Annotated in this window: 25 protein-coding genes; 9 read left to right on the forward strand and 16 right to left on the reverse strand. The window is 58.8% G+C overall.

What is annotated here, in order from left to right; translation table 11 throughout:
- Nucleotides 1-118: 118 nt before the first annotated feature.
- Complete coding sequence (locus BFL40_RS34340) at nucleotides 119-295, reverse strand: DUF6026 family protein (protein ID WP_256254413.1); 177 nt, start codon at nucleotides 293-295, stop codon at nucleotides 119-121.
- A gap of 270 nt (nucleotides 296-565) precedes the next feature.
- On the opposite strand from BFL40_RS34340, the gene gnd reads away from it, so the two are divergent.
- From gnd to BFL40_RS14520, 3 genes are read left to right on the forward strand one after another with little or no spacing between them, the layout of a single operon-like run.
- Nucleotides 566-1,549, forward strand: a complete 984-nt coding sequence (gene gnd / locus BFL40_RS14510; RefSeq protein ID WP_071484650.1) for a phosphogluconate dehydrogenase (NAD(+)-dependent, decarboxylating) — start codon at nucleotides 566-568, stop codon at nucleotides 1,547-1,549.
- The gene (gene zwf, locus BFL40_RS14515) at nucleotides 1,546-3,069 is read left to right on the forward strand and encodes a glucose-6-phosphate dehydrogenase (RefSeq protein ID WP_071484651.1); all 1,524 of its coding nucleotides are present in this window, start codon (nucleotides 1,546-1,548) and stop codon (nucleotides 3,067-3,069) included. The genes gnd and zwf overlap by 4 nt, the downstream gene beginning before the upstream one ends.
- Nucleotides 3,066-3,890 (forward strand): Cof-type HAD-IIB family hydrolase, encoded by an 825-nt coding sequence (locus BFL40_RS14520; protein ID WP_071484652.1) that lies wholly within the window; start codon nucleotides 3,066-3,068, stop codon nucleotides 3,888-3,890. The genes zwf and BFL40_RS14520 overlap by 4 nt, the downstream gene beginning before the upstream one ends.
- A gap of 100 nt (nucleotides 3,891-3,990) precedes the next feature.
- Here the strand turns inward: BFL40_RS14520 and BFL40_RS14525 are convergent, their stop codons facing one another.
- On the reverse strand, nucleotides 3,991-4,251 hold the full coding sequence (locus tag BFL40_RS14525) for a hypothetical protein (protein WP_071484653.1): 261 nt from the start codon (nucleotides 4,249-4,251) through the stop codon (nucleotides 3,991-3,993).
- A gap of 343 nt (nucleotides 4,252-4,594) precedes the next feature.
- Here BFL40_RS14525 and BFL40_RS14530 point away from each other — a divergent pair, with 343 nt between their 5' ends.
- On the forward strand, nucleotides 4,595-5,920 hold the full coding sequence (locus BFL40_RS14530; protein ID WP_071484654.1) for a sigma-54 dependent transcriptional regulator: 1,326 nt from the start codon (nucleotides 4,595-4,597) through the stop codon (nucleotides 5,918-5,920).
- Nucleotides 5,921-6,033: 113 nt separating this feature from the next.
- Here BFL40_RS14530 and fapF read toward each other — a convergent pair whose 3' ends face one another.
- From fapF to BFL40_RS14565, 7 genes are all read right to left on the reverse strand, one after another.
- On the reverse strand, nucleotides 6,034-7,347 hold the full coding sequence (fapF, locus tag BFL40_RS14535) for a fibril amyloid transporter FapF (protein WP_071484655.1): 1,314 nt from the start codon (nucleotides 7,345-7,347) through the stop codon (nucleotides 6,034-6,036).
- Between the two features lie 49 nt (nucleotides 7,348-7,396).
- Entirely contained in the window at nucleotides 7,397-8,146 is a 750-nt protein-coding gene (gene fapE, locus BFL40_RS14540) for a fibril amyloid subunit FapE (protein ID WP_071484656.1), read from the reverse strand.
- A gap of 37 nt (nucleotides 8,147-8,183) precedes the next feature.
- Nucleotides 8,184-8,861 carry a fibril amyloid maturation endopeptidase FapD gene (gene fapD, locus BFL40_RS14545; RefSeq protein WP_071484657.1) on the reverse strand — a complete coding sequence of 226 codons (678 nt, stop codon included), beginning with the start codon at nucleotides 8,859-8,861 and terminating at the stop codon, nucleotides 8,184-8,186.
- A 63-nt stretch (nucleotides 8,862-8,924) separates the two neighbouring features.
- Nucleotides 8,925-9,632 carry an amyloid-like fimbrin subunit FapC gene (fapC, locus tag BFL40_RS14550; protein WP_071484658.1) on the reverse strand — a complete coding sequence of 236 codons (708 nt, stop codon included), beginning with the start codon at nucleotides 9,630-9,632 and terminating at the stop codon, nucleotides 8,925-8,927.
- A 66-nt stretch (nucleotides 9,633-9,698) separates the two neighbouring features.
- Complete coding sequence (fapB, locus tag BFL40_RS14555; protein ID WP_071484659.1) at nucleotides 9,699-10,265, reverse strand: fibril amyloid subunit FapB; 567 nt, start codon at nucleotides 10,263-10,265, stop codon at nucleotides 9,699-9,701.
- Between the two features lies 1 nt (nucleotide 10,266).
- The gene (gene fapA / locus BFL40_RS14560) at nucleotides 10,267-10,713 is read right to left on the reverse strand and encodes a fibril amyloid chaperone protein FapA (RefSeq protein WP_071484660.1); all 447 of its coding nucleotides are present in this window, start codon (nucleotides 10,711-10,713) and stop codon (nucleotides 10,267-10,269) included.
- A 315-nt stretch (nucleotides 10,714-11,028) separates the two neighbouring features.
- Entirely contained in the window at nucleotides 11,029-12,024 is a 996-nt protein-coding gene (locus BFL40_RS14565) for a FecR family protein (RefSeq protein ID WP_071484661.1), read from the reverse strand.
- A gap of 152 nt (nucleotides 12,025-12,176) precedes the next feature.
- On the opposite strand from BFL40_RS14565, the gene BFL40_RS14570 reads away from it, so the two are divergent.
- Together BFL40_RS14570 and BFL40_RS14575 are read left to right on the forward strand one after the other, a co-directional pair.
- Entirely contained in the window at nucleotides 12,177-12,446 is a 270-nt protein-coding gene (locus tag BFL40_RS14570) for a PepSY domain-containing protein (protein WP_071484662.1), read from the forward strand.
- Between the two features lie 214 nt (nucleotides 12,447-12,660).
- Nucleotides 12,661-13,698: an Ldh family oxidoreductase gene (locus BFL40_RS14575; protein WP_071484663.1), complete on the forward strand. Its 1,038-nt coding sequence runs from the start codon at nucleotides 12,661-12,663 to the stop codon at nucleotides 13,696-13,698.
- 36 nt (nucleotides 13,699-13,734) lie between these two features.
- On the opposite strand, the gene BFL40_RS14580 is transcribed toward BFL40_RS14575, so the two are convergent.
- Nucleotides 13,735-14,055 carry an ElaB/YgaM/YqjD family protein gene (locus BFL40_RS14580; protein ID WP_071484664.1) on the reverse strand — a complete coding sequence of 107 codons (321 nt, stop codon included), beginning with the start codon at nucleotides 14,053-14,055 and terminating at the stop codon, nucleotides 13,735-13,737.
- Between the two features lie 162 nt (nucleotides 14,056-14,217).
- On the opposite strand from BFL40_RS14580, the gene BFL40_RS14585 reads away from it, so the two are divergent.
- Nucleotides 14,218-14,472 carry a hypothetical protein gene (locus BFL40_RS14585; RefSeq protein WP_017848398.1) on the forward strand — a complete coding sequence of 85 codons (255 nt, stop codon included), beginning with the start codon at nucleotides 14,218-14,220 and terminating at the stop codon, nucleotides 14,470-14,472.
- On the opposite strand, the gene BFL40_RS14590 is transcribed toward BFL40_RS14585, so the two are convergent.
- Nucleotides 14,444-15,364 (reverse strand): LysR family transcriptional regulator, encoded by a 921-nt coding sequence (locus tag BFL40_RS14590; protein WP_071484665.1) that lies wholly within the window; start codon nucleotides 15,362-15,364, stop codon nucleotides 14,444-14,446. The genes BFL40_RS14585 and BFL40_RS14590 overlap by 29 nt on opposite strands.
- A 91-nt stretch (nucleotides 15,365-15,455) precedes the next feature.
- On the opposite strand from BFL40_RS14590, the gene BFL40_RS14595 reads away from it, so the two are divergent.
- Nucleotides 15,456-16,382, forward strand: coding sequence for a carbon-nitrogen hydrolase family protein (locus BFL40_RS14595; RefSeq protein WP_071484666.1), 927 nt, complete (start codon nucleotides 15,456-15,458; stop codon nucleotides 16,380-16,382).
- 143 nt (nucleotides 16,383-16,525) lie between these two features.
- Here the strand turns inward: BFL40_RS14595 and BFL40_RS14600 are convergent, their stop codons facing one another.
- From BFL40_RS14600 to BFL40_RS14610, 3 genes are read right to left on the reverse strand one after another with little or no spacing between them, the layout of a single operon-like run.
- The gene (locus BFL40_RS14600; protein ID WP_071484667.1) at nucleotides 16,526-17,077 is read right to left on the reverse strand and encodes a GNAT family N-acetyltransferase; all 552 of its coding nucleotides are present in this window, start codon (nucleotides 17,075-17,077) and stop codon (nucleotides 16,526-16,528) included.
- A gap of 5 nt (nucleotides 17,078-17,082) precedes the next feature.
- Nucleotides 17,083-17,544: an LEA/WHy family protein gene (locus BFL40_RS14605; protein ID WP_071484668.1), complete on the reverse strand. Its 462-nt coding sequence runs from the start codon at nucleotides 17,542-17,544 to the stop codon at nucleotides 17,083-17,085.
- A 12-nt stretch (nucleotides 17,545-17,556) separates the two neighbouring features.
- A complete protein-coding gene (locus tag BFL40_RS14610) occupies nucleotides 17,557-18,984 on the reverse strand; it encodes a nucleobase:cation symporter-2 family protein (RefSeq protein ID WP_071484697.1) in 1,428 nt (475 codons plus the stop codon).
- A 236-nt stretch (nucleotides 18,985-19,220) separates the two neighbouring features.
- On the opposite strand from BFL40_RS14610, the gene BFL40_RS14615 reads away from it, so the two are divergent.
- On the forward strand, nucleotides 19,221-20,846 hold the full coding sequence (locus tag BFL40_RS14615) for a methyl-accepting chemotaxis protein (RefSeq protein ID WP_071484669.1): 1,626 nt from the start codon (nucleotides 19,221-19,223) through the stop codon (nucleotides 20,844-20,846).
- 68 nt (nucleotides 20,847-20,914) lie between these two features.
- Here the strand turns inward: BFL40_RS14615 and BFL40_RS14620 are convergent, their stop codons facing one another.
- Nucleotides 20,915-21,892 carry a 2-hydroxyacid dehydrogenase gene (locus BFL40_RS14620; RefSeq protein WP_071484670.1) on the reverse strand — a complete coding sequence of 326 codons (978 nt, stop codon included), beginning with the start codon at nucleotides 21,890-21,892 and terminating at the stop codon, nucleotides 20,915-20,917.
- Nucleotides 21,889-23,181 (reverse strand): MFS transporter, encoded by a 1,293-nt coding sequence (locus BFL40_RS14625; protein WP_071484671.1) that lies wholly within the window; start codon nucleotides 23,179-23,181, stop codon nucleotides 21,889-21,891. Before BFL40_RS14625 ends, BFL40_RS14620 begins: the two co-directional genes overlap by 4 nt.
- Between the last annotated feature and the right edge of the window lie 17 nt (nucleotides 23,182-23,198).

A 23,198-nucleotide genomic window follows, 5' to 3' on the forward strand; every position in this document is an offset into this window, starting at 1 on the left:
GCAACAGAGGCCGCCCATGCATGGAGCGGCCCTTGGGCGCGGGAGTATCGGGAGGGTAATGTGAAAAATTTGTGAGATTTTTGTGTGGGTTATCTTACAAAGTGCTCAAGCACCGGCTTCAGCAGAGCACAGGTTGTACGCCCGATGGCTTATCAAGTTGGGCTTGAAGGAGCGTACGTAGGCGGATGACTTCCTGCTGCAACTGATCGCGTTCGTCTTTTAAGTGGCGTAATTCATCGCGACGAATGGTGACGTAGAGGGTCTGTAGCGGGCGAGTCATCTGTGCAGTGCTCATTGCTTACCTCGCAAATAGCCGGGAGATCGCGCTGCCGGAACGTTTGAATTGAGGTTCTCGGCAACAGTCGGAAGCAATTCTGAATTCTTTTTTTAATCAATGGAACTTTTTTATTTTTTGTGGTCTTCGTGACTTTTAGTGCGGCGATGTCGAAGCAGTGGCCACTTTTTGTCATGAAACTACACGGTTCCGCTCTGGACTAACCCTCATTAGCCTCATTGCGCTATAAACTATGTCACACATTTATTGAGTAGTTAGGAGCATCAGCACATGCAACTGGGGATTATCGGACTAGGCCGCATGGGCGGTAACATTGCGCGGCGCCTGATGCTCAATGGGCATACCACCGTTGTATACGACCGTAACGAAGCATTCGTCAAAGGCTTGAGCGAAGAGGGCGCCACCGGCGTCGCCGATTTGAAGGGCTTGGTAGCCGGGCTGCAAAAGCCTCGCGCTGTGTGGGTGATGCTGCCTGCAGGCGCGCCCACCGAAGACACCATTAATGAACTGAGCAAGCTGCTGGAAGACGGTGATGTGATCATCGACGGCGGCAACACCATGTACAAGGATGACATCCGTCGTGCCAAGGCCTTGTCGGAAAAAGGCCTGCATTACGTCGACGTCGGCACTTCCGGCGGCGTCTGGGGCCTGGAGCGTGGCTATTGCATGATGATCGGTGGCGACACCGAGACCGTGCAGCGCCTCGACCCGATCTTCAAAGCCCTGGCACCTGGCCTGGGTAGCATCCCGCGCACCAAGGATCGCTCCGCCGCTGCTGACACTCGCGCCGAGCAGGGCTACATCCATGCCGGCCCTGCGGGCTCCGGGCACTTCGTGAAGATGATTCACAACGGCATCGAGTACGGGATGATGCAGGCTTTTGCCGAAGGCTTTGACATCCTCAAGACCAAAAACTCGGAAAGTCTGCCGGAGCACGAGCGCTTCGACCTCAATGTTGCCGATATCGCCGAAGTCTGGCGTCGTGGCAGCGTGGTGTCGTCCTGGCTGCTGGATTTGACCGCCGATGCTCTGGCAACCGACCCGAAACTCGACGGCTACTCGGGCTCCGTGGCTGACAGTGGCGAAGGCCGCTGGACCATCGAAGCGGCCATGGAGCAGGCGGTGCCGGTACCTGTTCTGTCCACCTCGTTGTTCGCGCGTTTCCGCTCCCGTCAGCAGAGCACCTACGGCGATAAAATGTTGTCTGCCATGCGCTTCGGCTTTGGCGGCCATGTGGAGACTTCCAAAAAATGACCGCTAACGGCAAGAAACCCAAGGCCGAACCTGCACCACCGACCACCTTGTTTCTGTTTGGCGCCCATGGCGACTTGGTCAAGCGCCTGCTGATGCCGGCGCTGTACAACCTGAGTCGCGACGGGCTGCTGGGTGATGGGCTGCGCATTGTTGGCGTTGATCACAACGCCATCAGTGACACCGACTTCGCCAAGAAACTCGAGGACTTCATTCGCACTGAGGCCGCGAGCAAGGTCAGGGGCAATGGTGAAAATGCCCTTGACCCTGAGTTGTGGGCGCAGTTGGCCAAAGGCATCAGCTACGTCGAGGGCGACTTCCTCGACGACAGCACCTACGCCGACATCGCCAAGAAGATCGCCGACAGCGGCACCGGCAATGCAGTGTTCTATCTGGCCACTGCACCGCGCTTCTTCAGTGAAGTGGTGCAGCGTCTGGGCAGCGCTGGGTTGTTGGCGGAAACCGATGAGAGCTTCCGTCGCGTGGTCATTGAGAAACCCTTCGGTTCCGACCTGGCCACCGCAGAAGCGCTGAACGCGTGCCTGCTCAAGGTGATGAGCGAGAAGCAGATCTATCGCATCGACCATTACCTGGGCAAGGAAACGGTACAGAACATCCTGATTAGCCGTTTCTCCAACGTGCTGTTCGAAGCGTTCTGGAACAACCATTACATCGACCACGTGCAAATCACCGCGGCGGAAACCGTCGGCGTGGAAACGCGGGGTAATTTTTTCGAAAAAACCGGCACTTTGCGCGACATGGTGCCCAACCACCTGTTCCAGTTGCTGGCAATGGTGGCGATGGAGCCGCCGGCAGCATTTGGCGCTGATGCGGTGCGTGGCGAAAAGGCCAAGGTTGTGGGTGCCATCCGGCCCTGGTCCTTGGAGGATGCCCGGGCCAACTCGGTACGCGGCCAGTACACCGCCGGCGAAATCGGTGGTAAACCGCTTCCCGGCTACCGCGAAGAAGCCAATGTCGCGCCCGACAGCAGCACCGAGACGTTCGTCGCCCTCAAAGTGATGATCGACAACTGGCGTTGGGTTGGCGTGCCGTTCTACCTGCGCACCGGCAAGCGCATGAGCATTCGCGACACCGAGATCGTGATCTGCTTCAAGCCTGCACCCTATGCGCAGTTTCGCGACACCGCTGTGGATGAACTCAAGCCTACTTACCTGAAAATCCAGATCCAGCCTAACGAAGGCATGTGGTTCGACCTGCTGGCCAAAAAGCCAGGGCCGACTCTGGAGATGGCCAACATCGAGTTGGGTTTTGACTACAAGGACTTCTTCGAGATGCAACCGTCGACGGGTTACGAAACCCTGATCTACGACTGCATGACCGGCGACCAGACCCTGTTCCAGCGTGCCGATAACATTGAAAACGGCTGGCGTGCGGTGCAGCCGTTCCTGGATGCGTGGAAGGAAGACGACGGTATCCAGGCCTACAAGGCCGGTGAAGATGGCCCGGCGGCCTCCGATGCTTTGCTGGCCCGCGATGGTCGCACCTGGCACAGCCTAGGATGAGTGACGCCGCGATCCATCCCATCCAGTTTGTGTTGAGTGATATGGACGGCACGTTATTGCTGCCTGATCACAGCCTGAGCCAGCGGACCATTGATGCGGTGCGCGCATTGCGTGACGCTGGAGTGTTTTTCAGCCTGGCCACCGGGCGTCCGCCCAAGGCGATGTTGCAGCAGATCGAAGCGCTGGGTATTGATGTGCCAACGGCGGGCTTCAACGGCGGCACGCTGGTCAACCCCGACGGTAGCATTCTGGTTGCGCACCATCTGCCTGCGGAAGCAGCCTTGGTCGCCTTGGCCTTGTTTACCCCACATCCGGACGTCGAAGTCTGGGTGTTTGCCGACGGTGATTGGATGTTGCGTGATGCCTCGGGGCCGATGGTCCCGCGGGAGCAGCATGGCCTGGGTTACCCACCGGTGGTGGTCGAAAGTTTCGAACCGTACCTGGATCGCATTGACAAGATCGTCGCCGCCAGCGGTAACACCCAGTTGCTGATCGAGCTGGAGGCGCAATTGCATCCCAAGGTCGAAGGGCTGGCACAGGTGTCACGCTCGCAACCGATATACCTGGATGTCACGGCAATGAAGGCCAACAAGGGCGAAGCCCTAGTGACCCTGGCAGCTTATCTGGGAGTGCCCCTGGAGCAAACGGCGGCCATCGGCGACGGCGGCAACGACCCTGCGATGTTTAAGGTGGCAGGGTTGTCGATCGCTATGGGGCAGGCGGAGGAGGCCGTCAAACGTCAAGCCAGTGTTGTCACCGGCAGTAATGTCGAGGATGGCGCTGCCGAGGCCATTGAGCGGTTTATTCTTGCGGCGCAATAAGTGACGCTCGATAGATCAAGTTGAACCGTCAGCGTTTTACACTGAACTTCCGATCATTGTTATTGCATGCAGGCAATGATCGGAAGTTGCTGCGGCCGATTTACTTCGGCATTGCCCACGACAGCAACTGATAGCCATCTTTGTCGAGTTCCGCACGCGCCTGCAATAACAGGTCTTCCAGTTGGGCCGGGTCGGAATAGGTGCTCGAAGACAGCTGTTTGCTGCCAATACGGGTATTGGTCCGGTCGATGACGCTCAGGCTGAGGGCGCCATTGCCATCGTGCCAGGCCACGCACTGAAAGGGCTGGAAAGCACGGTCTGCGATCAAAAGAGCTTCGTTGATGCGGAGCGGGGCGTTCATGTGGGTCTTCTCTCTAAATGCCCAATCAAGTGAGTGCCGTCGGTTGGGCTGACCGTGCGGCGGGTTACTTGTACTGATGCACGATGGCCGGGTACGGGTCACATGTTAGAGCAATAAATTTCAACTTTCCGTGATTGACGTCATGTAAGCGGCTGTTTTGAAAGCTCAATAAACGTTTTGTCGAGTCTCAACTTTTTACCCGACAGCCCCGGGAAATGGCTTTTTGCCAACACTTATAGCGAAACGGTACAAGGCGCGCGTCAATACCTTGCTAGTGTTAGCCCCAGGCCTCACAAACTGTTGTTTCTAAAAAGCTTTAGCAATTTGGCGCCAAGGAATAATCATGGTTGTTACACCTGTTCAGCGTCGCCTGCTCGTGGTCGACCCTTGTGATGACTGCCACGGGTTATTGCCCGGCTTGCGCACCGCCGGATGGGAAGTGGACAGCTGTGCGCTTGGCGCGGTGGGGGACCGGTCGTGTGATGTAGGTTTGCTGCGTTTACAGCCCTATCATCTTGAGCGCCCCGAAGCAGTCAAGGAGTTGATTAGCCGTAGTGGCACTGAGTGGATCGCTGTACTTAGCCAAGATGTTCTGCGCCTGCAGAATGTCGGTGATTTTGTCTGTGAGTGGTTTTTCGACTTCCATACTTTACCGTTTGACGTCGCGCGAGTGCAGGTCACCCTGGGTCGCGCGTTCGGCATGGCACGCCTGCGAGGCAAAGGCCATACGCTGGTCGATGAGCCTGGGCATGAATTGCTGGGCGACAGCCGTCCTGTCCGCGAACTGCGAAAATTGCTGGCTAAGCTTGCGCCAACGGAGTCCCCGGTACTGATTCGTGGTGACAGCGGCACAGGTAAAGAGCTGGTGGCCAAGACCCTGCATCGCCAATCCCAGCGCCATGCCAAGCCGTTTGTTGCGATCAACTGCGGCGCAATTCCCGAACACCTGATCCAGTCCGAGCTTTTTGGTCATGAAAAAGGCGCGTTCACCGGTGCCCATCAGCGTAAGGTCGGGCGTATCGAAGCTGCCCATGGCGGCACTCTGTTCCTCGATGAAATCGGCGATTTGCCGATGGAGCTACAGGCCAATCTGCTGCGTTTTCTCCAGGAAAAACAGATCGAACGCGTAGGCGGCAGCCAACCGATCCCAGTGGATGTACGGGTGTTGGCGGCGACTCACGTTGACCTGGAAGCAGCGGTTGAGAAGGGCACTTTTCGAGAAGACCTTTATTACCGACTTAACGTACTGCAAGTGATCACCGCCCCGTTGCGCGAGCGCCATGGTGACGTGGCCATGCTGGCCAACCACTTTTCACGCTTCTACAGTCAGGAAACCGGCCGTCGGCCGCGCAGTTTCAGCGAAGAGGCCCTTGTGGTGATGGGCCAACACCCGTGGCCGGGTAACGTGCGCGAGCTGGCAAACCGTGTGCGGCGTGGTTTGGTGTTGGCCGAGGGGCGGCAAATCGAAGCCGTTGATCTGGGATTGGAAGGTGAACAGGCAATCGCGCCACCGATGGCTACACTGGAAGATTACAAGCACCGCGCTGAACGCCAGGCGCTGTGCGATGTGCTCAACCGGCACAGTGACAACCTGAGTGTCGCGGCCCGCGTGCTGGGGGTTTCCCGGCCGACATTCTACCGGTTGCTGCACAAACACCAGATCCGCTAGGGCGGGTAAACCGAAAAGCCCCGCAACGACCCTTATCGTTGCGGGGCTTTTCCTTGAGCATTCCCACGCTCTGCGTGGGAATGCTGCCAGGGACGCTCCGTGTCCCGATTGAGCTAGAAGTAGTACGGGAATTTCAGGCTGAAGCTGAACGATGGTGCATCTGGAGTGATCCCGATGGCCAGGTTCGGCACGATGGTCAGGTTGTCGGAGGCCGCGATGGTCATGCCGACGTTGAAATAACCGGCGTTGGCGTCGCTGGATACCACCGATTGCCAATCGCCGCCATCAGGCTTGAGCTTGCTTTTGCGTTGCACAAGGTCGGATACCGAGAACGACATACTCATTTTCTCGTTCAGGGCAAAGGCGACGCCGGCGCCTATCTGGAAACTGTCCCCAAGCTGTACTTTGCCGGGGACTGTCTGGCCGACATTGGAACTGATGTCGCCAAAGGACTCTTCCAGGTTGTGGGTGTACGACAGCGATCCGAAAAGCACTGCCGGGTCGAAGGTCTTGACCAAGGCAATGCCCGGCGTAATCGACCAGACGCCGTTGCCGGTAGGCAGGCTTTCCGGCACGTAGAGGTTGGTGTTGTTGGGTGATTGGACCAGCTTGATGCCAAATGGGTCTTCTCCGGTTGGCGCCTTGACCCGCACCGAAACCACCGCATCCGGCAGGTTGACGCTCTCGTCGAGGAATTTGTAGGCAATGCCGAAGTTGACGTCGCCGATTGTTGGATTGCGGGTCACCGATTCTTCCGAAGTGGCGGTGCCGCTGCCGCCGTTCGCGCCGCCGGACTGGTACGTTGACTCACGGTAGACGACCGGTACGTTTACGTCGAACTGCCAACGGTTGTCGAGGTTGTAGCGCCCGGTGAGGTCCACCGTCCAGTTATCCGACTTGATCCGGTCCAGGTTGATGTTGCCGAGGAAGATCGAGTCCAGTGCCAAAAAGCCGTTCAGCGTCAATTGGCGTGCATCGTAACGCGAGTAAGTGACGCCGGTTTCGAAGCTGAACTTGCCGTTGCCGAAGAAACCGCTGGCTTCGTTGTACAAGTTGCTCACACTTTGTGCGGGCGCCGAGTCATCTTTCAGGGATTGGCCGTAAGAGGCTCCCCCACCTGCACCGCCCGAAGCGGCAGCGGCACCCACGCCCGGCGTATTGCCGGCCACGGTCGTACCGTTCTTCTGGAAATCTGCCGGCGATTTAGCCAAGCGTTTTGGTTGCGGTGTCGCGGGTTGGTCCTCCACCTGTCGAACCCGTTGCTCCAATACCGCCAGTGCTTTCTGCTGCACTTCGTAACGTTGCTTGAGTTCCAGCAGTTCCTTTTTCAGAGTGTCAATATCAGCGTCCGGCGCGGCATACAACATGGATGCCGGCAGGAGCGTACTCAAACAAACCACGGCACGTAACGATAACGATCGATGCATGAAGTAAGCCGTCCCTTTCTAATGCGTAAGTGTCGTGGCTCAGCGTAGTTCAATATCCGGGAAGGCGTAGGCCTTTGAGTTGATTCAAGTTGAGGTTCTGCGCAAAATTGTTCAAACCGTTGTTCCCCAGCACCACATTCAGTTGGGTCATGTTGCTCACAAAATTGCTGTTTCCCTGAATGACCGTGCCCTGCAACACATTACCGCCACCGATTTGCTGCACGATATTGCCTTGGTTGTTATTGGCCAAGAGCGCCAGTTGCAGCCCGCCATTCACCGCTGAAACGGTGACTTGACCTGCTGCGGTGCCGCCGGTAATGGGCTGCCCTGCGACCAGCGCTTGCCCGGACTGCACGAGATTGGCCGGCGCGAGGCCGTTTTGAGTGACATTGATATCGACGCCGTTACTGGCGGTGTTGCCATCACCTGCCGCGCGTACGCTTTGCGTCACGCCTTGACCTGTGCCCAGGCCGGAGCCACCAATGACCGTGCCGGTGCCGGTGGGTTGCTGCGAGCCGCCTGTGGCACCGTGGCCGGTGATTTGCACGTAAAACTGCGGTGTGACGGTGGATGAGTTGACCTGCATGCTGGCCGAGCCGGTGACGGTGGCGCCGGCGGCGTTGGTCCAGGTGCTGCTCATGACGATACCAAAACTGATAATTCGCCCAGGCATTACATAGCGCCCGCGCAGTTCAGACAGTTCCGAGTCCTTGAGCTCGATCGGCTTGAACGCCGATGATGCATAAGCGGGCATTGAGGCTGCCAGGCACATGACCGTCAGCCAACGGTAAGTGTTCATCGTGTGCTCCTGGAGCGTCCTGCTCCTTATCGCGCTTCTAGAAGAAGTCGCTCTGGATGAAACCGAAATCCATCAATTCAGCGTCCCGGACCGGGGCGAATTCGTTCAGTTTGTTCTTGGCGGTCAGCGGCGTGGGCGGTGTGAGCAGGGCGTTGGTTTTGTCGTAACCTTCGCCGAGGATGGCAAGCACGATGCCGTTCCAGCCTTTGACGAAGTCGTCACGGGCAAAGCGTTTGTTGCCCAGTACGGAGTCGCCGACGTAAACCCAGTCCTTATCGGCCCGTTGCATCACCACGAAGTGTTTGTAGCCGCGGATGTCCAGCAGCACGATCACCGGGATTTTCACCGTGAGCAGGGTGTCGCCGTTGATCCGGTAGCCCCGGGCACGCATGCCGATGCTTTCCAGGTAGCGCTTCATGTCCAGCATGGAAAAGCCCTGGGTACGCACCAGGTCCTGATCGGCGTTGACCAGCATGCCTTTGATGACGTGGTCTTCATCCACGTCCTTCCAATAGGCCTGGCGCAGGATGGTCGCCAATGCGGCAGCGCCGCAGCTGAAATCGGTTTTCTGTTCCACCAGGTTGGCGAATTTGCGCTCGCGGATACTCTCGACCTGCTTGTAGATCACACCGCCACCGGGCATGGCAATTGCCATTTGCCCTGCCCAGGTTGGGCCGGCGAGCAGTAACAGGAAGGTGAGGGCAACGATGCGCATGATCGAATAGCCTGATGGACACTGGAATAAAAATGGGCCTTGTTGCCAAGGCCCGGTTCTTGATTAGAACTTGGTGATTGAGACGTTGTTGGCACCCAGGTTGCCGGTACCGGACAGGTTGTTGATACCCGACACGCCGACGTTGCTGTTGCCCGAGTTGGTCAGGCTGGCGTTGTTAGTGACAATTTTGCTGCTACCCCAGCCCCAGCCGTGGCCAGAAGCAGTCGCGTTCAGGGTCAAGTTGCCCGACACGTTCTGAATCGCGGTGATGCTGGCGCCGCCGGATTTGCCATCGCCAGCGGCGATTGCAACGCTGTTGCTGCCGGCGTTACCGGTACCCGCAGCAACGGTCGCTTGAGAGACGCCCGAGTTGCTGTTGCTGGAGTTGGTTTCGGAGGCGTTGTTGGTGTTGCCGGAGTTGGTCACCAGGTTGCCGCTGTTGTTTTGACTCACGCCAACGGCTGCGAAGACTTGTGCAGCATCGTCTGCCGAGCCAATCGCTACGTCGTTTTTGCCTGCGTTGCCAGTGCCGCTCAACACGTTGCCACCGCTAATGCCGCTGTTGCTGTTCAGCGAGTTAGTGGTTGAGGCGTTGTTCAGCGTCTTGTCATTGAGCGTAACGTTGCCTGAGTTGTTCTGCGAGTCTGCTACCGAGACTGCAAGGGTGGTTGGGGCAGTGTGATGGTGATGCCGAGGATCCGCTTGAACAGCAACAGCCATGAGAGCAGCGAGAGCGAAAGCCAGTGGTTTAAGAGCCATTGTAGGTTTCATGGTGTTTCTCCTTGCTTCTATTAGTTGGTTAAGTGTTGGTACGGTCTAGCTATCGACTCAGCTCCATCAGTTGAGTCGTACATTCAGGGTGTTAGCCACTCGGTTCCCCACCCCGGCGCTCTGGGTGACCTGTACCACTCCACGGCTGCCGGTGAAGGCCTGGTCGCTGGTAACGACCTGGCGGCTGCCAGTGGTAGAGGTCGACCCTGAGTCAGTTGCAAGCGCAACGTTCTGTTGCGACATGACGCTGTCATCGATGCTTTGCGGGACAGCGCTGAGGCTGATTCGCACGGCATTGATTGATTGGTTCTGGGCCCCGGCCGACTGATTGACGCTCAGTGCACCGTTGCCATTGCTGAAGGAGTTGCCCTGGATCGCCGCCTTGGCGTTCAGGCTGCGGTCGGCGGGAGCACCGCTGATTTTCTGGGTGACGGAAATGTTTGCCTGGGCGTTTTGGCCCACCGCAATAGCGACGTTATTGCTCAGTTGTTGCTGGTCGCCGGCCGCCTGGTTGACTGAGGCCACGCCGTTGTACTGGGCGCCCGAGTTATCAATGGTTGCGTTGTTGTTACTGCTGTCGGCCATCGCTGAAGAGCTGCTCAGCACCGCAAGAACTATCCAGAAGCGTTTCATCTCAATGCCCCCCCAGCATGCTGCTGATGTTATTGAGGGGTTCGAGGCCGCGAGAGACCGCACCATTGATCGTGCCGGAGATGCCGTTACCGGCACCGCTACCGCCGGCCATACTGCCTGCACCCTGGACGATGCTGTTGCCATTGAGCGTGTTCAAACCGGTGACGTTGCCGCCAGGCATGATGAGGCGGTTAAGGCTGGCGCCGCTGCTGATGCCTGCGATGTCGTTATCGCTAAGCTCGCTGGTAGTGCGAACCACGAGTGCCGATGGGTTGGCGTTGACGGTAGTGGGGTTAGGATCGACGCCGGGTGAACGGCCGGCCATGTGGCCTTGAACGGTGCGCTGGATCACGATATCACCTGCAGCGAGCACGGGAAGGCTCACGCTGGCACTGAGTACGCAGCTGATTAGCAGGAGGCTCAATGAGCCTGGATTGTGTGTGTCCACGGCAGTGTTCCTTATTCTTCGCGCTGACCCTAAACAGCGCTGTAAGGGAGAGAGCAGAAGGCGTGCCGCTTTTTATTTATTTCGGTTATTCAGAGGGTTGCGATTAAAGCGAGGCGAAGTGATGGCCACGGTGTTTCATCGTTGAGACAGCGCCTGCCCGGGCGGACATGCCCAGCCCCAGCTTCAAGCTGTCTCAGCGATGAAACAGTGGCCATGACAAAACGATGAGCCCGCACAGGGCGGGCGCTTCAGGAGAAGGGTGTGTTTCAAAACTGGACACTTCAGACGCGAGCAAACCCGCTCTTGCAGGAAGACTCAGCCTTTCGGTGCTTTACGTGGGATGGAATTGAGTACGGGATTGCCGTCTTGATTCTGGGTCAGGTAGACCGGCAAAACCTTGGGCAGGGAAGGGACGAGGTTGTTGACCTCATTGATGTTGTAGATGCCGCCGATGCGAATCGCCCCGGTACTGGCATCCGCCAGCATCACCGGTTTGTTCAGATAGCGGTTGATCAGCGGCAACGCATCAGCCAGGGCCAGGTTGTCGAGTACCAGCTTGCCGCTACGCCATGCCAATGCGCTGTCATTGGGGTTGAATGATTGGACCTCAGGCGTGGTAACGCCCTGATGGTAGCTGGCTTGCATGCCCGGGCTGAGCGGTACGCTGGCGTGCAGTGTGTCACTGGCGATCTGTACGGAGCCTTCGAGCAACATTACCCGAACCTGATCTTCATACTTCCAGACGTTGAACTGGGTGCCGGTGACGCGAACCTTACCGTCGCCCGCATACACGATGAAAGGATGTTCACGGTCATGACTGACCTTGAAAAACGCCTCGCCCTTTTTCAAGGTGACCCGGCGCTGGTCCTTGTAGTTGCTGTAGACCAACTCGGTGCCGAGGTTCAGTTCCACCTGGCTGCCATCACCCAACGTTACGTGGCGCAAGCCATTGGTAGCCTCGAAACGTTCATAGGCACTCGGCAGCCAGCCTGCTTCCCAGCCGGTAAACGCGGCCAGCGGCAATGCCGCCAAGCATACCGCCGCTGCAACTGCGTAAGTGCGCAGGCGGTTGCGGGGTTTGAATGGCACGACCATGGGTGTTGGTTCGCTGCGCGGCAAATGATCGGCAACGTCCCAGATTTCCAACATGGCCGCGTATTCGAATGCATGCAGCGGATGCGCATCGTGCCACTGTTCAAAGGCCTGGCGCTCTACGGTTGTGCAATCGCCCGCGTGCAGTCGCATGCACCAATGCGCGGCGGCATCGGTGATGGCGTCATATTCGGCTTCTGAAAGGGACTTTTCGCTCATTAACTCATCCTGATTTCGCACATTCTAACCTCCACAGGCGGATGGCGAGAACAGCCATCATGGCGATTGCATATCAATTGGAATTTATTCTCGTTTGGAACTACCTTGAGTGTCAGGACATGAGTCCGATATTCCCTTAATGGAGAACGAAAATGCTGAAAAAAATCTTAGTCGCCTTGTGTGCAACCACCGTCTTGCTCAGTGCGGGTGCGGCCCTGGCGGATAAGCCGGGGGCGGGCTGGATCACCATTGAAAAGGCGATCGAAACCGCCAGGACCAAGGCCGGTTATACCGAGGTCTATGCCGCTGAGGCGGACGACAATGGCTACTGGGAAGTCAAAGGGCGTAAGGCGGATGGCGTTGTCTATGAGGCACGCATTGAGGGCACTTCGGGCAATATCCTGCGTGATCGGAAAGACTGATCACAGCTGCCGGGGGCCGGGTCAGGCCCCCGTAGCAGGCTATGAATCTGTACTCCGTTATCAATAGAGATTGATTGGCAGGCTAAGGGCACGGTGTGAGGGAGGTCGATATTTGCCGCGATCGCCATTGACAGAAGGCGCAGGCCGCGTTGTTTAATCACCGGTCTGGATTTCACGCCCGTAGCCCCTTCCAATCATAAAATCGGAGCTTCAGATGTCTGCCCAGCCCACCGCAGTTGACAGTTCATATGCCGCCATCGGTTTCACTGAACTGGTGGCCTTGCTCCACGCAATCTTTGTAAACCACGGCACCTCGCCCGAGGTGGCCGCGATCCTTGCGCGCAATTGCGCCAGCGCTGAACGTGATGGTGCCCACAGCCACGGTATCTTCCGTATTCCCGGCTACCTCAGTACCCTGGCCAGTGGCTGGGTGAATGGCACGGCCAAGCCTGTAGTTACTGATGTTGCCTCAGGTTTTGTGCGGGTGGACGCCGGTAATGGCTTCGCGCAGCCGGCACTGGAGGCGGCACGCCCGCTGCTGGTGGAAAAAGCCCGGAGTGCCGGCATCGCATTACTGGCGATTCATAATTCCCATCACTTTGCCGCCTTGTGGCCCGATGTCGAGCCTTTCGCCGAGCAAGGCCTGGTCGCGCTCAGTGTGGTCAACAGCATGACGTGCGTGGTGCCCCACGGCGCCGACCGGCCGTTGTTCGGCACTAACCCCATCGCTTTCGCTGCACCACGTGCGGATGGCTTGCCCATTGTGTTCGACTTGGCGACCAGCGCCATCGCCCATGGCGACGTGCAAATCGCTGCGCGCAAGGGGGAGCGCCTGCCGCCCGGGATGGGCGTGGACAGCCTTGGTCAGCCGACTCAAGACCCCAAAGCCGTACTGGAAGGCGGTGCACTGCTGCCTTTCGGCGGGCACAAGGGCTCGGCGTTGTCGATGATGGTCGAGTTGTTGGCAGCGGCCCTGACGGGCGGTAATTTTTCCTTCGAGTTCAACTGGGCGGACCACCCAGGTGCACGCACGCCGTGGACCGGCCAGCTATTGATCGTGATCGACCCGAGCAAGACTACCGGGCAAAGCTTCGCCGAGCGCAGTCAGGAGTTGGTGCGGCAGATGCATGCGGCGGGGTTGCGGCGGTTGCCGGGGGATCGTCGGCATCGCACGCGGGCGAGGTCCGACGAACACGGCATCGAGATTGAGGCTGAGGAACTTGCACGGCTGCGGGCATTGGCCGGGCAATAAAAGCGGCTGCACCCGTGTTGGCGCAGCCACTATTAATCAGTTACGGCGACCGAGCAGCAGGCCTACCACCAGGCCAAAGCCTGCGGAAATGGCCACGGTCTGCCATGGGTGCCCACCGATATAGTTTTCGGTGGCGTCGACCACGGGCTTGCTGCGTTCACGCACATTGGAAACCGAGTCCAGGGCCTGTTTGAGTTTGATGGCAACCTGCTCACGCAGGGTTTCACCTTCCTCGCCTATCAGGGTGGCGCTGCTTTTGAGCAGTTTGTCCGACTCTTCAATCAACGCGGTCAATTCACTGAACGCTTGATCCTTGATTTGATCTTCGACGGCTTGGGCGGCGGTTTTGCGGGCCATTGTGTGACTCCTTGCAGGTAAATGTGGTAGTGAACAATGGAGTGTCGGGCGGCGGCAAAAGTTGCAGCTTTTTTGCCGCGAGGGCATCCGGGGTAAAACCGAATCAGGAAATATCGACCTACAGTGTAAGATGTCACCTATTTGTGCAGCAGGTAATTCAACATGAGCTTCAATCTGGCCAACAAGACCCTCGCCGAACGTGCCGAGCTGGAAGATGAAAAGTCCCGTCTCTACGACCTGTGGCAAAGCAACCTGGGCAAGGCCAAGGGCGAAGCGGCGCGGTTGTTCGGCGAACGCGCGAAGCGCAAGGGCAAGTGGGCCGAATGGGTGCGCGCGGAACTCGACGGCATGTCGCCACCGGAGTTTTCCAACATGGTACGCAGCGAAGTCAACAAGCTGATGGCGGCGGCGAAATAAAGCACGCCACAATCGCCTCGCGTACTTTCAGCAGCATCGGGTCCAACTGCGCTTGGGTACGCCAACCCAGTTCCACCGGGTAGCGTGGCAGCGCCAGCGGGCAGGGCAGCACACGCAAACCCGTCAGATCGGCAATGGCCTTGGCGGCATGCCCGGGAATCGTCGCCACAGCCGCGCTGCCCTTGAGCAGGAACGGCAGCGCGGCAAAGTGACTGGTGGACGCACACACCTGGCGGCTTAGTCCTTGCGCTGCCAGCCCTTCATCAGTAATTCCGATAAACCCGCCTGACGACACCAGCACATGCTCGCGCGTGACGAATTCATCCAGGTTGATACCGTGTTGATCGGGCACAAGGCTACCGGGGTCCACCAGGCAGCGGTAATCGCCTTCCCCCAGCACCTGACGGCTCAGTCGGCGTTCGGCAAAACCGCCGGCAGTGATGGCCAGGTCCAGCGTGCGGTCGAGCAGGGCGCCTGCAACGATCTGGCTGTGGGTCTGGCGGAAAATCACCCGTAGTTTCGGCGCACAACGTGCGATGGCCTCCATCAGTCGACGGCCATAGGCAATCTCGAAGTCGTCGGATAAACCCAACACTACCGAACGCCCGTGGTAGTCGTGGTTATCCGGATGGATCATGGCCAGGCTTTGTCGGCAGCGATCCAACGCCTCACTGATCACTGGCTTCAACTGATTGGCGCGCAATGTCGGCGCCAAGCCACGACCGGTACGTACAAACAACTGATCTCCATACACGTCGCGCAAACGCCGCAAGCCTGCACTGATAGCCGACTGAGTCACACCCAGGCGCAATGCCGCGCGGCTGGCGCTGGACTCATCGTGCAGGGCCTCAAAGGTTTTAAGCAGGTTGAGGTCGACCTGGGCGATATTCATTTGGCTCATATCATTCAGCACTGAGGTGGGCTTTATTCATGATCAAGGCTGGCCGGAGAATGGGCAACCCTCATTATCTGGAGTGATCGTGATGCCTGTTTCTATTGTGGCGGCCTTGCAGGTCGGTTCGTTGCCCGGCGGTAAGGCTGAAACCCTGACGCAAATCCTCGCGTACGAGGACGAGATCAAGCACAGCGGTGCGCAATTGGTGGTGATGCCTGAGGCGTTGTTAGGCGGTTATCCGAAAGGTGAGAGTTTTGGCACGCAACTGGGTTATCGCCTGCCGCAAGGCCGCGAAGCCTTTGCGCGGTATTTTGCCAATGCCATCGACGTTCCCGGCGCCGAGACCGAAGCACTGGCTGGGTTGTCATCGCGTACCGGGGCCAGTCTGGTACTGGGTGTGATTGAGCGCAGTGGCAGCACCCTGTATTGCACGGTGTTGTATTTCGAACCGGCGGGCGGCTTGGTGGGCAAGCACCGTAAGCTGATGCCTACCGGCACCGAACGGCTGATATGGGGCAAAGGCGATGGTTCGACTTTGCCGGTGATCGATGCGGCGGTGGGGCGCATCGGCGGTGCGGTGTGTTGGGAAAATATGATGCCGCTGCTGCGCACTGCGATGTACGCCAAGGGGGTGGAGGTGTGGTGTGCCCCGACGGTGGATGAACGTGAGATGTGGCAGGTGAGCATGCGCCATATTGCCCATGAAGGGCGCTGCTTTGTGGTGAGCGCGTGCCAGGTGCAGGCGTCGCCCGAGGCGCTGGGTGTGCAGGTTGCCAATTGGCCGGATGATCGTCCGTTGATCGCGGGCGGCAGTGTGATTGTCGGGCCTATGGGCGACATCCTGGCCGGACCGTTGCTGGGGGAGGCGGGGTTGTTGACGGCGCAGATCGATACTGATGACCTGGTGCTCGCGCGGTATGACTATGACGTGGTGGGGCACTATGCCCGGCCGGATGTCTTTGAACTGACGGTGGATGAGCGTGAAAAGCTGGGTGTGCGTTTTGTCACTGACTGAAGCACGGGGGAAATGTTGGGGCAGGGGGGCATTTTCTTTAGGTAGGTTGAGTACATAGCCGCCGTTACCCCAACAACGGATATGTACTCAATCTACCTAAAGAAAATGGCTACCCCGAACACCGCATCTCCCGCATTGGAGCGTCATCGGTTGCACGATTTGGATTTCAGCCACTCCTCGCGGGTCATCTCCCAGATATCCCGGGTAAAAGTACCTTCGACAAACTGCCCCTCGTCGCTTCGAATCAGACGCATACCGGTGCGTTCGGAGATCCTCCGCGACCCCCGGTTGGGCGTTGCCTTGGGCACCCGCAACAAGGGACGCTTGAGCACGTCGAACCAGTAGTCGGTCACCGCCGCGCTGGCTTCGGACATCAACCCTTGCCCTTGCCACGGCGGGCCCAGCCAGAACCCACGGTTGTTATCCTCTTCGTCCATCAGGCTCACATTGCCGATCAACTGTTCAGGCGTGCTTTTCAGGCGGATCGACCAATGCCATTCCTCACCTCGAGCCATTGCAGGCAAGGCGACTTGCTCCAGATAGGTGCGAGCGCCGTCGGCCGGGTAGGGCCAGGGCACTTGGTCGTTGAGGTAGCGCACCACTTCCCAATGGGGGAATTGCTGCTGGATGCCTTCAGCATCGTCAAGTGCCAGCGGGCGCAGGATCAAGCGTGCGGTGATCAATGTCGGTTGCATGGCGTTTACCAAGTCGCCGTGTTCGGCAGGTTCAGCGTGCCTCGATCCACAAAGCGCAGGGTGCCGAACAGCCCGCCCGCCAGTTTGCCGCGCAGTACATACGGCAGGTTGTTCAAGCTTTGGGTCTGGCTCAGGCCCAGGGTTTGACGCAAGACGGAAAATGCCGAAACGCTCACCGGCACCGTAAGAACGGTCTCGGAAAAACGTGGGATGGATCCGGCTTGATCACTGACACCCGACGCCAGTGGCCGGCCATTCACGTCAAGATCCAGGGCCACACCGCTGTAGTCGATCGCTGTTTCATTGGGGTTTTGCACCCGCAGCTTCACAGCGAAACGCACTTCCAGATCCTGGCTTTGCAGCGGTTCGATGCCCACCACCGTGATATTGACCGGGTCACGGTTGGGGAATAGCGCGCAGGCGCTCAAGGTCAGCAGCAGTAACGATAGAACCATGAGCTTGCGCATAAAAAGTTGCTCCTATTTCGCGACGTCCGGGTCCTGCATCACTTTGAGGGTAGAGGACTCCGGATCAAATTCATCTTCTTCCAGCTCTATGAACTCTTCCGGCAGGAAAATGTTCAGCAGGATTGCACAGAACGCACCCACGGTGATCGGCGACTCGAAGATGTTGTGCAGCGCTTTCGGCAGGTCGCGCAAGACTTCCGGCACAGCGGCGACGCCCAGGCCCATCCCCAGGGAGATCGCCACGATCAGCACATTACGTCGGTGCAGCCCGGCTTCGGCGAGGATCTTAATCCCGGCCACGGCCACGGTGCCGAACATGATCAGGGTCGCGCCACCCAATACCGGCTTGGGCATCAATTGCAGCACCGCGCCGATCACCGGGAACAGTCCGAGCAGCACCAGCAGACCGGCAATGAAGTACGCCACATAGCGGCTGGCCACACCGGTGAGCTGGATCACACCGTTATTCTGGGCGAAGGTCACCATCGGCAGGCTATTGAACGTGGCGGCCATGGCCGAGTTGAGGCCGTCAGCCAACAGGCCGGACTTGATGCGCTTGATATACAGCGGGCCCTTGACCGGTTGTTGCGAAATCATCGAGTTGGCGGTCAGGTCACCGGCGGCTTCCAGGGGCGAAATCAGGAAAATCACCGCCACCGGGATAAACGCCACCCAATCGAAGGAGAAGCCGTACTTGAACGGTACCGGCACGCTGATCAGCGGCACCTGGGGCAGCGCCGCCATGTCGACGCGGCCCATCCACCAGGCCACCACAAAGCCCAGGGTCAGGCCGATTACGATCGAACCCAGGCGCAGGAATGGATTACTGAAGCGGTTGAGCAACACGATGGTCAGCAGCACCAGCGCCGCCAGCCCCATATTGCTCGCCGCGCCCAAGTCGCTGGAGCCAAAGCCGCCAGCCATGTCTGTAACGGCTACCTTGATCAGCGACAACCCCATCAAGGTAATGATGGTGCCGGTCACCACTGGGGTGATCAGCATGCGCAGCTTGCCGATGAATTGGCTGAGCACCACTTCGATAAACGCCGCGAAGAAGCAGATACCAAAGATCGTCGAGAGTATTTCATCGGTGCCGCCACCCCGGGCCTTGACCATGAAACCGGCGCTGAGGATCACGCTGATAAACGAAAAGCTGGTGCCTTGCAGGCACAACAGTCCTGAACCCACCGGGCCGAACTTGCGCGCCTGCACGAAGGTGCCGAGCCCCGACACGAACAACGCCATGCTTACCAGGTAAGGCACTTCGCTTTCAAGGCCGAGTACACCGCCGACGATCAAGGTGGGGGTGATGATGCCGACGAAGCTGGCGAGCACGTGTTGCAGCGCGGCAAAAATCGCTGCGGTGAAGTGCGGGCGATCTTCCAGGCCGTAGATCAGGTCGGATTTATAGCGGGGGCGAGGGGTTTGAGCGTCAGACAAAATACGGGCCCGGTTGGGAAAGGGGCGCGCAGGATGCCAGAAAGTGCCGGCTGTCAGAAGTGTGTAAAAATATTTCGAAACATCCTGCATTAAATCCACACGCCTGCCGATAACGTAGGTAAGCCCACCAAACTAATTACAACAGTGGTGCCCAAAGGTCAGAGCGGCGCGTTGACGCCGACTGATCGTGTCGCGGCAGGGACGCTCGCCAACACTATTTCTTGAGAGCACTCTCTATGTCCCTTCGTAATCTGAATATTGCCCCTCGCGCTTTTCTCGGTTTTGCGTTCATTGCGTTGCTCGTTGTTATCCTGGGCGTGTTCGCGGTCAACCGCATGACTCAAATTCGTCAGGCCTCTCTGGACATGGGGTCAAATCAGTTACCCAGCGTGAAGTTCCTTGGCAACATGACTGAGAACGTGCTGCGCTTGCGCATTCTCTCCTTCCGCATTCTGATCAACCGTGAGCCCGCTGCCCTTGAAGAAGCCAAGGTGCGCGTGGCCGCACTGGTAGATAAGGTCAAGCAGGCCCAGAGTTCCTACACGGCCCTGCCGGCTGGCCCGGAAGAGTCGGCTTTGGCCAAGACCTTCGCCGCCACACTCGACAGCTACTTCGTCGCCCAGGCAGAAATGATGTCGCTGTCCCAACAGAACAAAGTCGAGGACATGCGGACCCTGATCAACACGCGGATCAAGGACGGTACCGACTTGATGGGGGAGCAGTTGAACAAACTGATCGCCATCAACAGCGCCGATGCCGAACAATCTGGGCGTGATGCCGAGAGCAGTTATCAGCAGGCTGTTGCCGGGATCATTATCGTGGCCGTGGTGGCTGCACTGATGACGGTGCTGTTGGCCTGGCTGCTGACCCGTAGCATCGTCGCCCCTTTGCAGAAGGCAGTGAGCGCCGCCGAGTCGATTGCCGGTGGCAACCTGAGCAAAGACATTGAAGTTGACGGCAAGGACGAACCGGGCCGTTTGCTCGGCGCCTTGGCCGCCATGCAAGCCAACCTGCGCCAGACCATCCAACACATTGCTGGTTCGGCCACACAACTTGCGTCAGCGGCGGAAGAGTTAAGCGCCGTCACTGAGGAAGCCTCCAAGGGCTTGCAGCAACAGAACAACGAAATCGACCAGGCCGCCACCGCCGTTAACGAAATGACCGCCGCCGTAGAAGAAGTGGCGCGCAATGCAGTGTCCACCTCCGAAGCGTCCGGCCAGTCCAACCAGGCGGCGCGCGAGGGCCGCGATCGCGTGGTGGAAACCGTCGGAGCGATCCAGACCATGACCCAGGACGTGCAAAACACCTCTGTTCTGATCGAAGGTCTGGCTTCCCAAGGCCGTGATATCGGCAAGGTGCTCGACGTGATCCGTGCGATTGCTGAGCAGACCAACCTGTTGGCGCTCAACGCGGCGATCGAAGCGGCACGCGCCGGTGAAGCCGGGCGTGGGTTTGCGGTAGTTGCAGACGAAGTACGGGCTTTGGCCCATCGCACCGCGCAGTCGACCCAGGAGATCGAGAAAATGGTTGCCGGCATCCAGAGCGGTACCGGTGAAGCGGTGCAGTCCATGCAGCAGAGCAACCAGCGCACTCAGAACACCCTGGAACTGGCCCGCGCCGCCGGCGTGGCGCTGGAGCAGATCACCCAATCGATCAGCCTGATCAACGAGCGCAACCTGGTGATCGCCAGCGCGTCGGAAGAACAGGCCCAGGTCTCCCGTGAAGTGGACCGTAACCTGGTGAACATCCGCGACCTGGCGACTCAGTCGGCGGCGGGTGCCAACCAGACCAGCGCGGCCAGCCATGAGCTGTCGCGCCTGGCGGTGGACTTGAATGGGATGGTGGCCAGGTTTGTAATTTAATAGACGCTACATCTCTACTGTGGGAGTCGGCAAGCCAGCTCCCACATTGTCACGGTGTTGTGTCAGGGTTACTGCTTCCAGGCGGCTGTGTTCACCAGGTTTTCAGGCTTTTCCCCCGCCAACGCTTGCAGCAGATTATCCACCGCACACTTGGCCATCGCCTCCCGCGTCTCATGAGTCGCCGAGCCGATATGCGGCGTCGCCACCACATTGTTCAAACGCAGCAGCGGCGAGTCGTGATTCAGTGGCTCGCGCTCAAACACATCCAACCCCGCCGCACGAATAGTGCGTTGCTGCAAGGCGTCGACCAACGCCGCTTCATCCACCACCTTGCCTCGCGAGATATTGATAAAGATCGTCTCGGGGCCCATCAGTGCGAACTCTTCAGCGCCAATCAGTTTTTCGGTTTCGGCGGTCAAGGGTAACGTCAGGCAGACAAAGTCGGCTTCCTTGAGCAAGTCCACCAAGCTTCGGTACTGCGCACCAAAGCGCGCCTCCACCAATGGCTTGGGCGATTGGCTGTGGTAGATCACCGGCATGCCAAAACCAAAATGCCCGCGCTGGGCCAGCGCTTCGCCGATGCGGCCCATGCCAATGATGCCCAGGGTTTTGCCATGTACGTCGCTGCCGAAATGCGCCGGGCCGATGTTCTTGTTCCATTGTCCGGCACGTACCATATCCGCCAGTTCGACGACACGGCGGGCAGTGGCCAGGATCAGCGCAAAACCGGTGTCGGCAGTGGTTTCGGTGAGCACGTCCGGGGTGTTGCTGAGCAGGATGCCGCGCCCGGTCAGGTAGTCGATGTCGTAGTTGTCGACCCCCACCGAGACGCTGGCCACTGCCTCCAGTTTTGGCGCCAGGTCGAGCAGCTTGGCATCCAGGCGCAGGCTCGCACCCAGCAAACCGTGGGCGGTGGGCAGGGCGTCGCGCAACTTGGCCAGCCCCGTGTCGTCCAGCGCGTCGATCAGTGTGACTTCTGCTCTCTCATGCAGACGGGCCATCAGTGGCGCGGAGAGTTTTTTGTACAGTACGACGGACTTTTTCATGAGGTTTTTACCTTCAACTCCAGAGTTGGCACCGACACGCGGTCACTGGCGCCGGGTTTGAGGAAAATCGTCAGCACCACCGACAGCATCAACGCACCGCTCATCAGCAGGTATGAGGCGCCGGGTGAACCGGTGCTGCTATTGAGATAGCCCACCAGGTAGGAACCGCCGAACGAACCGAGGGCGCCCATGCTGTTGATCAGTGCCATGGCACCACCGGCGACGTTGGCCGGAAGGATTTCCGGGACGATGGCGAAGAACGGGCCGTAAGGCGCATACATGCAGGCCCCGGCGATGACCAAAAGGGTGTAGGACCACCAGAAATGTTCGGCGCCGAGCATGTAGGACGCGTAAAAAGCGATAGAGGCAATCAGCAACGGTGGCCACACAAAGCGCTTACGTTTTTGCAGCTTGTCCGAGCCCCAGGAGACCGCGAGCATTCCGATCACTGCCGCCAGGTACGGCAACGCCGACAGCCAGCCGGCCTCGACCATGTCCATCTGCAAACCGGCCTTGAGAATCGACGGTAACCACAGCACAAAGCCGTACACGCCGATGCTCCAGCAGAAGAACTGCAGCGCGAGGATGATCACCTTGGGCGAGCGAAAGGCTTCGCCGTAATTCTTCACCGCCTTGATGCCCACCTGTTCGGCGGCGAGGGCGGTTTCCAGGGTGTGCTTTTCGCTGTCGCTCAGCCACTGGGCATCTTTGGGCCGCTCATCGGCCAGCCGCCACCAGATAAACGCCCAGATCACGGCGGGCAGGCCTTCGACGATAAACATCCAGCGCCAGCTGAAATGCTGCACCAGATAGCCCGAGACCACTGACATCCATAGCATGGTCACCGGGTTGCCGAGGATCAGGAAGGTGTTGGCGCGCGAGCGTTCGGCCCGGGTGAACCAGTGGCACAGGTACACCAGCATCGCCGGCATCACTGCGGCCTCGACCACCCCGAGCATGAAGCGAATAGCGATCAGCATGTAGGCGTTGGAGACCACGCCCGTCAGGGTCGCGAGGCCGCCCCAGAGAATCAGGCTGACGAAAATCAGCTTCTTGACGCTGCGTTTCTGCGCGTAGATTGCCCCTGGCACCTGGAAGAAAAAGTAGCCGAGGAAGAACAGCGCCCCCAGCAGCGACGACATGCCGGGGGTGATCATCAGGTCTTCGGCCATCCCGGAGGCGGCGGCGAAGCCGTAGTTGGCGCGGTCCAGGTACGCCAGGCTGTAGGTGATAAAAACGATGGGCATGATGTACCACCAACGGCGGGTGGCGAGTTTCAAGGTGTCCATGGGGTTGCTCCTGAGCT

This window comes from Pseudomonas costantinii (assembly GCF_001870435.1).
GTDB lineage: Bacteria > Pseudomonadota > Gammaproteobacteria > Pseudomonadales > Pseudomonadaceae > Aquipseudomonas > Aquipseudomonas costantinii.